The following is a 13328-nucleotide window of genomic DNA, read 5'->3' on the forward strand; positions in this document are numbered from 1 at the left end:
TTTAACCCATAATACAATTCATACTAAACATATAAGAATTATAGGGGGAGCGAATTATGTCGTACTTTAGTGTATCTATTAAGAAACCGATTCTGTTGGGGGCAATAGCAGTTTTGCTATTGATGTTAATTGCAGGGTGCTCGGGGTCTAATAATAAGGCTGATTCAAATAAAGAGGCACAGGAAAGTGCGAGTCCGGCAACTCAAAGTCCTCAAACTGCAGAACCTGCAACGGGAGGGACTTTCGTCTATGGACGACCTGCTTCTGTAACTTCGCTGGATTTGCATAATCAGATTACGTCCAACAATGCTTTTGCAATCGACAAAGTTTTTGAATCATTAGTCGCTTTTGACAGCAAAGGTGAAATTGTAGATTGGCTTGCTAAGTCACATAATATCAGTGAAGATGGTCTGACGTATACATTCGAGCTTCGTGATGGTTTGAAGTTTTCCAATGGTACGGATGTGACCGCAGAAGATGCTGTATTCTCTCTTGAGCGGCACTTGAAGGTAGGCGGCCCGCTTGCAATATCCGCAAAGGTCGACACAATCAAAGCGCAAGATAACAAAACGCTTGTTATTACACTTAAAGAGCCTTATACACCATTTATCTCGGAGCTATCTAATTTCTCAAATGGTATCCTTCCTAACAATTTCGGGGGAGTATCCGAAGAGGAATTCTTCAAGAAACCAATCGGTACGGGACCTTTTGTTGTTGAAACATGGGACACTGCTGGTGATCTGACCTTCACTAAGAATACATTCTACTGGCAAGAAGGTAAACCCTATATTGATAAGCTCGTTTATAAGCTGATTGAAGATGACAGCCAAGCGATTAACCAGCTGAAGGCTGGAGAAGTTAATGCTATTGAATCTTTGGCTCTGCAAAATGCCAATGAGATTAAAGATGGGGCTGACACTAAAGTAGTTACTAACGGTAGTTGGGTGACAGAGCAATTGTTCTTTAATACGTTGGATGAACATTTTTCTGATGTGCATGTCCGTCGCGCTCTGGCGCTGGCGCTTGATCGTGAGGGCTTGACCAAGGCGTTAACCTTTGGTTATGCACAAACAGCAAACTCATTGCTGCCAACAACGATTCCTTATAACGCAAATGATACAATCAAAGCACTGAACTTTAATATCGAAGCAGCCAAGGAGGAGCTTGCCAAATCTGCCTTCCCTAATGGCTTCACTACCAAATTACTTGTAGCATCCGGTAATAGCACAAGAGCTCAAGAGGCACAAATTATTCAGGCAGCGGGCCAAACGATCGGGATTAAGATTGAGATTGAATCGATTGAACTTGCCACTTTCCGTGAACGTTTCTTCGCATATGATTTTGCGGCAATGCTGAACAGTGGCCAAGCGGATTCCCCTGAAGCGAACTCAATTATTGCTTTCCAGACCGATCCGGAAGGCTTCAGCAAATCATATTGGACGCATTATACAAATGATGAAGTAACGAAGCTTCTATATGAGGGACAAAAAACTGCGGATGGAGATGAACGTGCACAAATCTATACTAAGCTGCTGCAGACCCTTGCTGATGAAGTTCCTTATATTCCGCTTTACTATCCAGATGTTTTAAAAGGTATTCGTTCTTCAGTTGACGGTCTCGTTGTTCTACCAAACGGCAGTGCCCGTTTCGAAGATGTCCGCATCAGCCAATGATGAATCTTAAGCAGGTGTTAAATCAACCGAAAGGAAGCAAGGGTTCTTACAACTGGCTTGTGATATCTCTTATAAAAGCATTGGCAGTGATCTTCTGCGTAATGATAGCAGTCTTTTTCATCATACGAATCGTGCCGGGAGATCCAGCAAAAATGATTTTGGGAGAATACAGCACCCCTGAGGCGCTCAAGAGTATGCATCATACTCTTGGGCTGGACCTCCCTTTATGGGAGCAATTCATCCGATTTGTGAAGACGCTGTTTACTCAAGGAGATACTGGAAACTCCATTATTATGGGGACATCAACAAGAGAGTTGATTACACAACGGGCCCCTGTTACTTTGCTGCTCATCGTGATGGCTTGTGTGTTGGCGATTTTTGTATCCCTTCTGCTCGCTACGGTAGCCGCTACGCATAAGGATAAACTGCTGGACCATTTGATACGTATTTTTCCTACAATTACTCTAGGTATGCCAATCTTCTGGGTTGGCTTACTTTTAATTTTGCTCTTTAGTGTCCGGCTTGGCTGGTTCCCTGTTGGGGGAGTAAGTGAAGGGTGGGTCGGAACCTTGCATAGTCTTGCACTTCCAGCAATCACTGTTGCTTTTTCACAGGTTCCTACGCTTGTTCGTTCATTAAGAGCGCAGATGCTTGAAGTGTTAGAATCGGATTTTGTAGTCACCCTTAAGGCTGCGGGCATACCAAACAGGGTTATTTTATTTAAACATGTGCTGCGCAACTCTGCTCTTCCTACGTTAATGCTGCTGGGTGTGAATATTTCTTATTTAATCGGAGGCACCTTGGTCGTTGAGCAGGTATTTGGAATTAAGGGAATTGGCAGCTTATTGTTCACTTCAATTTCGAAACGGGACTTTCCGGTTATTCAAGGAATAGCACTTTACTGTGCGCTATCTGTTGTGATCATCAGTCTCTTGATTGAAATCATTTCCTGGTGGCTTGATCCCAGAACGAAAGGAAAACAATGAAAACTATAAGACTAGACTCGCGATTGTATGAAGACGGTAAGATAACAAGCGGCTTAAAGCGAATATGGAATACCCCATCACTTCTAGTGGGAATTATTATGTTTGCAGCTCTTATTCTCTTGACTGTGTTTATACCTTATATAAGTCCTTATGACCCCTCTGAGCAAAATTTGAGTGCCTTTTTACAGCCTCCGTCAGCCGAACATTGGTTGGGAACTGATCAATTAGGGCGTGATCTGTTTACCAGACTGGTTTATGCAGCGAGGACTGATTTGAAAATCATGGTCTTGGCAGAAATCATTCCCTCTTGCACAGGTGTATTTCTAGGAATGCTGGCAGGATATTACGGCAAATGGATCGATACAGTTATTACGCTGTTGTCAGATACATTCATCGCCTTTCCTTTTTATCTGATCGTTATTATCGTGGCTTTTGCAAGTGGAGCAGGAGAACGAGGCATTTATATTACTTTTATTTTTGTAGGATGGATTGTCTTTGCCCGTGTCGTCAGAGGTCTTAGTGCTTCTTTTCGTAATCAGGAATGGGTGGCGTCCGCTCAAACCTTAGGGCTACCAGGAGTGAAAATTATTTTGCGTCATCTCCTGCCGAATGTACTTCCGCAAGCCGTGGTCGTCCTTATGACAGATATGATTGGATTGCTTGTTGCCATTGTTACGCTCGGGTATCTTGGTATCGGCATTACACCGCCAACTCCTGACTGGGGGACAATGATTTCAGATGGACAGCCCTTCATCACTACAGCTTGGTGGCTCTCGGCCGTTCCGGGATTTGCAGTGGTGTATACGGGGATAGCTTTGTCGCTCCTAGGTGATGGTTTGGCAGACATATGGAGGAAAAAATAATGTCTATACAACCCATTTTAGAAATAGAGGCGCTATCGCTGGCAGCTAAGTCAAATGAGAGATTGGTCAATAATGTTAGTTTTTCGCTGAGTAAAGGGGAGAGTCTGGGATTAGTAGGTGAATCGGGATCAGGAAAATCGCTTACGCTGCGTGCAATTTTAGGCTTGCTTCCAAATGGTGTTGAACAGACTGGTGGCACCATTAAAAGTGACGTAAGCAGTGCGATGGTATTTCAAGATCCAAGAGGTGCGCTTGATCCGCTCTGTACGGTTGTCAAACAACTGGCTGAAGTTGTGTATTACAGACAGAAAGTAAGCCGTAAGACTTCGCGGGTAATTGCACTGGAACTGCTCGAAAGGCTTGGTCTCCCCGATTCATTGAAGAAAAAGGACCGGTATCCGAGTCAGCTGTCAGGCGGTCAGTGTCAACGGGTAGTCATCGCTCTGGCACTGGCGTGTAAGCCAGGCATACTTCTCTGTGATGAGCCGACAACGGCACTTGACGTCACGGTTCAACGGCAAATTATTGAGACGATCACGAGCCTCCAGCATGAGCTCAGTTTTGCCATGGTATTTGTTACGCATAACCTAGCGATTGCAGCAAACTTGTGTTCACGGCTATGTGTAATGAAACAGGGGCAGATTGTTGAGCAGGGCAATACTCTTGATATTTTGCAAAATCCGAAAGACCCTTACACACAGATGCTGATTGATTCGGTGCTTCCTTTGCCAGAGCTTGAAGGGAGTAGAGACTCATGCAATTAGCCTTGCAAATAAAAGATTTAACTGTTCATTATGGCGGCTTTACTGCACTGGATCGTATCAATCTGAATCTTGAGCAGCACACCACCCTTGGGCTTGTTGGAGAATCCGGATCAGGGAAATCTACGCTGGCGCGAGTAATTGCTGGACTGATTGCCCCAAATGAGGGACAGATTCTGTTGGGTACCCAAGAATTAAAAAAGAAAAGAAGCCGTGAGCAGCACAAAACAATCCAGATGATTTTCCAAAATCCAGATGCTTCGCTAAATCCTAAACATTCGATTAGGCAAATTCTTTCCGAGCCCTTATTGTTTCATAAAATAGTGGGGCGTACAGATGTTGAACAAAGATGCAAAGAGCTTTTGAATCAAGTTCATTTAGGACAAAAGGCGTTAGACAAATTCCCGCATGAATTTTCCGGCGGGCAGCGTCAACGGATAGCGATCGCTCGTGCATTAAGTGTTGAGCCAAACATCCTGATCGCGGATGAACCTACAAGTGCGTTGGATGTATCTGTGCAGCTTAGTGTGCTGGAACTGTTCAATACGCTGAAGGCTGAGCTTAATCTCACCATGCTTTTTATTTCTCATGATCTAGGAGTAATCAATGCAATTAGCGATACGGTAGCAGTTATGCGGCAAGGAAAGCTCGTGGAGCAGAGTCCGCGGGATCAATTCTTCATCCGTCCTAAACATGAATACAGTTATGAGCTGTTGTCGGCGGTTCCGAAAATGCCAAAATAAAGTACATCAGGAGGTTTTTTTATGAACCGAGAACATAAAGGATACGTGCCACTTTCACTGGCTGAGTACAATAAGCTAACACATTTAATTTCCAAAGTCTTGTTTACTGAGCACCCTCCAGTTATCATTCCGGCTGAGGCAATCCTTGGAATCGAGGCGGTAGCCGCCGGAATAGCTGCACCTGGTCGAACCATTGTAAATATAGTAACAGGTCCTTATGGAAGTTTATTTGGAAAATGGCTTGAGCGGGGTGGAGCAACGGTTGTTGAAGTAAAGGTTCCTTTTGATGAAGTGGTCACTAGCGACCAAGTTGCTTCCGCGATTAAGGAGTTTAAACCTTGTGCCCTTTCTTTTGTTCAAGCTGAAGTGGTTACTGGAGGCTCTAATCCTGCTAAAGAAATATTTGAAATTGCAAAAGAATTCAATCTAATTACTGTGTCGGACTCCGTATCTGCGGTTGGGGGAGAGGCCCTGCTGGTGGATGAATGGTCCGTTGATTTTGCAGTTATAGGTGCGCAAAAAGCCTTAGCTGGACCCAACGGTGTTAGTGCCGTAAGTATTTCTCCACGTGGCTGGGAATTTCTTGAGTCGAATGAAAATGCTCCACGCAATTCTATTTTATCCTTGCTGGAGCTGAAACCATCACTTGGAGACGCCGCGCCATTGCGGGTTGCCCCAAACATTCCTACGCTGGAGGCTAGAGCCTTGACTCAAGCTTTGACACGAATTGAAGAAGAAGGATTGGATCAAGTAATCAAACGCCATGAGCGAGCCGCAGCAGCTGCTGTAGCTGGTATTAAATCCTTGGGGCTTGAGCCTTGGCAAAAGGACAGCAGACATTATTCTACGCTGACTACAACGGTGCGGATTTCTGGAAAGCAAGAGTTGCGGATTGAGCAGCCTATAGGCATTGTGGCTCCCGGAGACGGAGAATTATTTGGCCATCTTCTACGGATCAACCATTTTGGAACGAATGCTGAGCGGCAAAGTGTGGAGAAGGCTATATCCACGCTTGCCGAACTGTTGAAACAAGACCCTGTTCAGGCATTAGCAGCTGTTCGGCTGGCATGGGGGGAATGAAGATGATTCATAAGCATCCAGAGCTGCAAACGTTCAATGACATTTTTATAGCAGGGATCGAAGGCAGACGTTTTGATGTCGTGATAAAGGATGGGCGTTTTTCATCCATTACTGAAGCGGATCCGCATCAAGTAGAGTCAAATCTTGCAGGAACAGATCTGTGGCTAAGTCCGGGTATTATTGATCTTCATACGCATTTAGCTTGGACAGATTTTGACCACTCTGATCAATTGAAGCGCGATGCCAACGAGATCGAAATTATGCAGGCACAAGCTTTTGAAGCTACTCTTAGAACGGGTGTAACGACTGCCCGTGATGCAGGTGGGATTCTGCCGAGCACAGTGCAGCATCTTGTTCAGCAATATCAGCATCCATTAAGAGTGCAGACCAGTAGCGATATGATTGGAGCAGCAGATGCCCGTGGTCTCAAGCATTTAGAACAACGCATGGCGGAAATCTTTGCTACAGGAGCGGGTTGGATAAAAATCATGGCCACAGGCGGGCTTGGAGCACCTACCGAGAAAGTCGTTGACCCGATCTTTTCCGAAGAAGAGTTCTCGTTCATTGTTCGTAATGCACATGCCCATGATAAGAAGGTACTGGTTCATACCTGGGGCGGAGTGACGATAGACTGGTCCATCCAGGCCGGCGTGGAATCAATAGAGCATGGGATGTTTCTAACTGAGGATCAGGCAGGAAGACTTGCTAACTCGAGGGTAGCGTTTGTACCCACCACATCAATTTATCGTATTGCTGCAGACCCAAAAGGCGTTCTAGCGTTGAACCCGATCATTTGCGACCGAGCTGCCCGCGCTGCCGAATGTCATTCCAAGGCCATTCATTATGCAAAAAGAGAAGGCGTTCGTATTGGATTCGGTACAGATTATGCCACACCTGCACTACATGGCTATAACCTTCAAGAACTGGATACATTGATTGATTATGGCTTAACTCGGAGAGAAGCGTGGCAGGCTGCGACTAAAAGTGCTGCAGATATTCTGGGGAGCGGTAACGAGCTGGGAAAAATTGCAGAAGGTTTTATTGCAGATGCTGTTGTTTTCAAAGCGGATCCATATGAAGCGCACAATGCGGAGGCACTTCGAAGCAATATCATTGCCGTAATTACTGGAGCGAAGGAAGCGGAATTAATCTAGAATCGTCTAAGCTTCTTCTAAAAAACAACTGTTATCTTCTGCAGTTGTTTTTTTACTTTCTAGATAATTAGATGATAAGGGGAGGTAGTTATTATAATACGATAATACATAGATGATGTTTTATGCTTTTGATTTTATATAAAAAACTCTTGCAATGCATCTCCATACATGATATATTCTAAGTCCGGCCAAGAAATTCACATGCCGAGCTCGAAAAAGAAGTTAAAAAAGAGCTTGACATTAAATAGCCGAACATGATATAGTATAAGAGTTGCTGCTGAGACATTAAACGGCGCCAACGAGAACTTGATCTTTGAAAACTGAACAACGAGTGAGTAGGAAATCACGCAAGTGAAATCCAAATTAGAGAATTAATTTTCTCGTCAGATGTTTCAAAATGAGCATATCGCTCTTTTCAATACTAATTGGAGAGTTTGATCCTGGCTCAGGACGAACGCTGGCGGCGTGCCTAATACATGCAAGTCGAGCGGAGTTATTTTGAAAGCTTGCTTTCAAAATAACTTAGCGGCGGACGGGTGAGTAACACGTAGGCAACCTGCCCTTCAGACTGGGATAACTACCGGAAACGGTAGCTAATACCGGATAATTTCTTTTTTCTCCTGAGAGAAGAATGAAAGACGGAGCAATCTGTCACTGAGGGATGGGCCTGCGGCGCATTAGCTAGTTGGTGGGGTAACGGCCCACCAAGGCGACGATGCGTAGCCGACCTGAGAGGGTGAACGGCCACACTGGGACTGAGACACGGCCCAGACTCCTACGGGAGGCAGCAGTAGGGAATCTTCCGCAATGGGCGAAAGCCTGACGGAGCAACGCCGCGTGAGTGATGAAGGTTTTCGGATCGTAAAGCTCTGTTGCCAGGGAAGAACGTCCGGTAGAGTAACTGCTACCGGAGTGACGGTACCTGAGAAGAAAGCCCCGGCTAACTACGTGCCAGCAGCCGCGGTAATACGTAGGGGGCAAGCGTTGTCCGGAATTATTGGGCGTAAAGCGCGCGCAGGCGGCTATTTAAGTCTGGTGTTTAAACCTTGGGCTCAACCTGAGGTCGCACTGGAAACTGGGTGGCTTGAGTACAGAAGAGGAAAGTGGAATTCCACGTGTAGCGGTGAAATGCGTAGATATGTGGAGGAACACCAGTGGCGAAGGCGACTTTCTGGGCTGTAACTGACGCTGAGGCGCGAAAGCGTGGGGAGCAAACAGGATTAGATACCCTGGTAGTCCACGCCGTAAACGATGAGTGCTAGGTGTTAGGGGTTTCGATACCCTTGGTGCCGAAGTTAACACAGTAAGCACTCCGCCTGGGGAGTACGGTCGCAAGACTGAAACTCAAAGGAATTGACGGGGACCCGCACAAGCAGTGGAGTATGTGGTTTAATTCGAAGCAACGCGAAGAACCTTACCAGGTCTTGACATCCCTCTGAATCTGCTAGAGATAGCAGCGGCCTTCGGGACAGAGGAGACAGGTGGTGCATGGTTGTCGTCAGCTCGTGTCGTGAGATGTTGGGTTAAGTCCCGCAACGAGCGCAACCCTTAACTTTAGTTGCCAGCAGGTAATGCTGGGCACTCTAGAGTGACTGCCGGTGACAAACCGGAGGAAGGTGGGGATGACGTCAAATCATCATGCCCCTTATGACCTGGGCTACACACGTACTACAATGGCCGGTACAACGGGAAGCGAAGCCGCGAGGTGGAGCCAATCCCATCAAAGCCGGTCTCAGTTCGGATTGCAGGCTGCAACTCGCCTGCATGAAGTCGGAATTGCTAGTAATCGCGGATCAGCATGCCGCGGTGAATACGTTCCCGGGTCTTGTACACACCGCCCGTCACACCACGAGAGTTTACAACACCCGAAGTCGGTGGGGTAACCCGCAAGGGAGCCAGCCGCCGAAGGTGGGGTAGATGATTGGGGTGAAGTCGTAACAAGGTAGCCGTATCGGAAGGTGCGGCTGGATCACCTCCTTTCTATGGAGAATCGTTCTCTGCAATGAGAACATTCAAATCGGAAGCTAAGCTTCCAAAACTCAGGTTTAGGCCTGTTACTCACTCGTTGCTCAGTTTTGAGAGTTTAAGCTCTCAAGTAAGACTTGATCCTTGAAAACTGGATACCGAAACGAATTTGCGTTTTAGAACATCTTTTAGCAACTTGTGCAAACAAGTAAATGTTATTAGTGAGATTTTTCTTCGGAAGAATCAAGGTTAAGCTAATAAGAGCACACGGAGGATGCCTAGGCGCCAGGAGCCGACGAAGGACGTGGCGAACAACGAAACTGCCTCGGGGAGCTGTAAGCAAGCTTTGATCCGGGGGTGTCCGAATGGGGAAACCCAGCTGTGGTAATTCGCAGTTACTCATTTCTGAATACATAGGAAATGTAGAGGCAGACCAGGGGAACTGAAACATCTAAGTACCCTGAGGAAGAGAAAACAATAGTGATTCCGTCAGTAGCGGCGAGCGAACGCGGAACAGCCTAAACCTAAGAGCTTGCTCTTAGGGGTTGTGGGACGTCTCACATGGAGTTACAAAGGAATATGGTAGGTGAAGAGGTCTGGAAAGGCCCGCGATAGAGGTAAAAGCCCTGTAACCTAAACTGTGTTCTCTCCGAGACGGATCCCGAGTAGTGCGGGGCACGTGAAACCCCGTATGAATCCAGCAGGACCATCTGCTAAGGCTAAATACTACCTGGCGACCGATAGTGAAACAGTACCGTGAGGGAAAGGTGAAAAGCACCCCGGAAGGGGAGTGAAATAGAACCTGAAACCGTGTGCTTACAAAAAGTCAGAGCCCTATTAATGGGTGATGGCGTGCCTTTTGTAGAATGAACCGGCGAGTTACGTTTAACATGCAAGGTTAAGCCGAGAAGGTGGAGCCGCAGCGAAAGCGAGTCTGAATAGGGCGAATTAGTATGTGGACGTAGACCCGAAACCGTGTGATCTACCCCTGTCCAGGGTGAAGGTGCGGTAACACGCACTGGAGGCCCGAACCCACGTACGTTGAAAAGTGCGGGGATGAGGTGGGGGTAGCGGAGAAATTCCAATCGAACTCGGAGATAGCTGGTTCTCCCCGAAATAGCTTTAGGGCTAGCCTCGGTATAAGAGTAGTGGAGGTAGAGCACTGATTGGGTGCGGGGTCCGCAAGGATTACCAAGCTCAGTCAAACTCCGAATGCCATATACTTATTGCCGGGAGTCAGACAGTGAGTGCTAAGATCCATTGTCAAAAGGGAAACAGCCCAGACCATCAGCTAAGGTCCCCAAGTGTGTGTTAAGTGGGAAAGGATGTGGAGTTGCACAGACAACCAGGATGTTGGCTTAGAAGCAGCCACCATTGAAAGAGTGCGTAATAGCTCACTGGTCGAGTGACTCTGCGCCGAAAATGTAACGGGGCTAAACACACCACCGAAGCTATGGCTAGATACGTATGTATCTGGGGTAGGGGAGCGTTGTGTAGGGGTTGAAGGTGTACTGAAAAGAGCGCTGGACACTACACAAGTGAGAATGCCGGTATGAGTAACGAAAAGATCAGTGAGAATCTGATCCGCCGAAAGCCCAAGGTTTCCTGAGGAAGGCTCGTCCGCTCAGGGTAAGTCGGGACCTAAGGCGAGGCCGAAAGGCGTAGTCGAAGGACAACAGTTTGAAATTACTGTACCACCGTAATCCGCTATGAGCGATGGGGTGACGCAGGAGGGTAGTGACGCGGACTGATGGATGTCCGTCTAAGCAGTGAGGCTGATGTGTAGGCAAATCCGCACATCATTAAGGCTGGGCTGTGATGGGGAGCGAAAATTGTAGTAGCGAAGGTCATGATCTCACACTGCCAAGAAAAGCCTCTAGCCAGGAGAAGGTGCCCGTACCGCAAACCGACACAGGTAGGCGAGAAGAGAATTCTAAGGCGCGCGGAAGAACTCTCGTTAAGGAACTCGGCAAAATGACCCCGTAACTTCGGGAGAAGGGGTGCCCCGGTAGTGTGAATAGCACGAGGGGGCCGCAGTGAAAAGGCCCAAGCGACTGTTTAGCAAAAACACAGGTCTGTGCGAAGCCGCAAGGCGAAGTATACGGGCTGACGCCTGCCCGGTGCTGGAAGGTTAAGGGGAGTGGTTAGGGGTAACCCGAAGCTATGAACCGAAGCCCCAGTAAACGGCGGCCGTAACTATAACGGTCCTAAGGTAGCGAAATTCCTTGTCAGGTAAATTCTGACCCGCACGAATGGCGTAACGACTTGGGCGCTGTCTCAACGAGAGATCCGGTGAAATTTTAATACCTGTGAAGATGCAGGTTACCCGCGACAAGACGGAAAGACCCCATGGAGCTTTACTGCAGCTTGATATTGAATTTGGGTACGATCTGTACAGGATAGGTGGGAGCCGTAGAAATCGGAGCGCAAGCTTCGGTGGAGGCGCCGTTGGGATACCACCCTGATCGTATCTAGGTTCTAACCTAGTACCCTTACCGGGTACGGGGACCGTGTCAGGCGGGCAGTTTGACTGGGGCGGTCGCCTCCTAAAGAGTAACGGAGGCGTTCCAAGGTTCCCTCAGAATGGTTGGAAATCATTCGCAGAGTGCAAAGGCATAAGGGAGCTTGACTGCGAGACCTACAAGTCGAGCAGGGACGAAAGTCGGACTTAGTGATCCGGTGGTACCGCATGGAAGGGCCATCGCTCAACGGATAAAAGCTACCCTGGGGATAACAGGCTTATCTCCCCCAAGAGTCCACATCGACGGGGAGGTTTGGCACCTCGATGTCGGCTCATCGCATCCTGGGGCTGAAGTAGGTCCCAAGGGTTGGGCTGTTCGCCCATTAAAGCGGTACGCGAGCTGGGTTCAGAACGTCGTGAGACAGTTCGGTCCCTATCTGTCGTGGGCGCAGGAAATTTGAGAGGAGCTGTCCTTAGTACGAGAGGACCGGGATGGACGTACCGCTGGTGCACCAGTTGTTCCGCCAGGAGCATGGCTGGGTAGCTACGTACGGACGGGATAAGCGCTGAAAGCATCTAAGCGTGAAGCCCCCCTCAAGATGAGATTTCCCAATTAGTAAGACCCCTTGAAGACGACGAGGTAGATAGGTTGGAGGTGGAAGTGCAGCAATGCATGGAGCTGACCAATACTAATCGGTCGAGGGCTTATCCTATACGTAGAATGCAAATTCGTTTCGGATTCAGTTTTCAGGCATCAAGCCTGTAACACGCTTAGAAATTCATTGTCACTTCTGGTGATGAACCGAATTTCACGCGGCAGCGTCTGTTTCACAGATGCATGTTTGGTGGCGATAGCGGAGGGGTTCCACGCGTACCCATCCCGAACACGACCGTTAAGCCCTCCAGCGCCGATGGTACTTGGACCGAAGGGTCCTGGGAGAGTAGGACGTTGCCAAGCACATTAAGCCATTGTTGATTTATCAGCAGTGGCTTTTTTGTTTTTTTTGGACAAGAGTGATATTTGAAGGGGAGTACAACATCTGAAGGGGCTGTAATTGAGTGACATTTTTGTTACCGACGCTGAGGTCGATACAAGTATAATAGATAAGTGCAAATAATAAGCAACATCTCTAATACGAAGGAACTACTCATAAATTCTAACTTTGAATTTTCTTGTGTCTTTAGATGCATTGTGGAGGTAAGGAGGATTTAAGGCATGAAACAAACAAGAATTATTAAGATATTAATTTTTTCGTGTATAGTAGCTTTAATACTGGCAGGCTGCGGTACGAAAGCGCCCAGCTGGGATGCTTTTGAGGGTGCGCTAAACGAGAAGAATTTCCCTGTACCCCAAGAGGCGTACTCACCAGACCAGACTACGACAAACGTTGCTATGGATTATGTACGTTATTCTTTACCTGGATTAAAGGAGAAGAATGGTATCCCAGAGGAGTATATGGATACTATTAAGGCCTGGGGATGGGTTGAACAGGAAGAGGAGAATACCGATTCATCTGGTGTTTTTCAGAAGGATGGAGTAACGGTTCATTTAACAGTGCATGATGATTATTTTATAGTTATGATCCCTAAAGAAAAGAAGGCCTTAATTAAAGGTCTTAAGACAAAATAAATAATCGCCGTC

At 47.3% G+C, this 13328-nt stretch carries 8 protein-coding genes and 3 rRNA genes; all 11 read left to right on the plus strand.

What is annotated here, in order from left to right:
• Window positions 1-56: 56 nt before the first annotated feature.
• Window positions 57-1673 carry an ABC transporter substrate-binding protein gene (locus MHI15_RS13955; RefSeq protein ID WP_076130912.1) on the plus strand — a complete coding sequence of 539 codons (1617 nt, stop codon included), beginning with the start codon at window positions 57-59 and terminating at the stop codon, window positions 1671-1673.
• Window positions 1670-2659, plus strand: a complete 990-nt coding sequence (locus MHI15_RS13960; protein WP_076130914.1) for an ABC transporter permease — start codon at window positions 1670-1672, stop codon at window positions 2657-2659. The genes MHI15_RS13955 and MHI15_RS13960 overlap by 4 nt, the downstream gene beginning before the upstream one ends.
• Entirely contained in the window at window positions 2656-3522 is an 867-nt protein-coding gene (locus MHI15_RS13965; protein ID WP_341164496.1) for an ABC transporter permease, read from the plus strand. The genes MHI15_RS13960 and MHI15_RS13965 overlap by 4 nt, the downstream gene beginning before the upstream one ends.
• Complete coding sequence (locus MHI15_RS13970; protein ID WP_076130917.1) at window positions 3522-4286, plus strand: ABC transporter ATP-binding protein; 765 nt, start codon at window positions 3522-3524, stop codon at window positions 4284-4286. The genes MHI15_RS13965 and MHI15_RS13970 overlap by 1 nt, the downstream gene beginning before the upstream one ends.
• Window positions 4277-5026 (plus strand): ABC transporter ATP-binding protein, encoded by a 750-nt coding sequence (locus MHI15_RS13975; RefSeq protein WP_076130919.1) that lies wholly within the window; start codon window positions 4277-4279, stop codon window positions 5024-5026. Before MHI15_RS13970 ends, MHI15_RS13975 begins: the two co-directional genes overlap by 10 nt.
• Window positions 5027-5047: 21 nt before the next feature.
• Window positions 5048-6106 (plus strand): aminotransferase class V-fold PLP-dependent enzyme, encoded by a 1059-nt coding sequence (locus MHI15_RS13980; protein ID WP_076130920.1) that lies wholly within the window; start codon window positions 5048-5050, stop codon window positions 6104-6106.
• A 2-nt stretch (window positions 6107-6108) separates the two neighbouring features.
• Entirely contained in the window at window positions 6109-7260 is a 1152-nt protein-coding gene (locus tag MHI15_RS13985) for an amidohydrolase family protein (RefSeq protein WP_341164497.1), read from the plus strand.
• A gap of 422 nt (window positions 7261-7682) precedes the next feature.
• Window positions 7683-9240 (plus strand): 16S ribosomal RNA (locus MHI15_RS13990).
• Between the two features lie 232 nt (window positions 9241-9472).
• A 23S ribosomal RNA gene (locus tag MHI15_RS13995) occupies window positions 9473-12399 on the plus strand.
• Window positions 12400-12527: 128 nt separating this feature from the next.
• Window positions 12528-12644 (plus strand): 5S ribosomal RNA (rrf, locus tag MHI15_RS14000).
• Together the 16S, 23S and 5S rRNA genes form the textbook arrangement of a ribosomal RNA operon.
• A 258-nt stretch (window positions 12645-12902) precedes the next feature.
• Window positions 12903-13316 (plus strand): hypothetical protein, encoded by a 414-nt coding sequence (locus MHI15_RS14005; protein ID WP_036678856.1) that lies wholly within the window; start codon window positions 12903-12905, stop codon window positions 13314-13316.
• Window positions 13317-13328 lie beyond the last annotated feature (12 nt).

This window comes from Paenibacillus sp. FSL H7-0918 (genome assembly GCF_038007025.1).
Classification (GTDB): Bacteria; Bacillota; Bacilli; order Paenibacillales; family Paenibacillaceae; genus Paenibacillus_AQ; species Paenibacillus_AQ odorifer.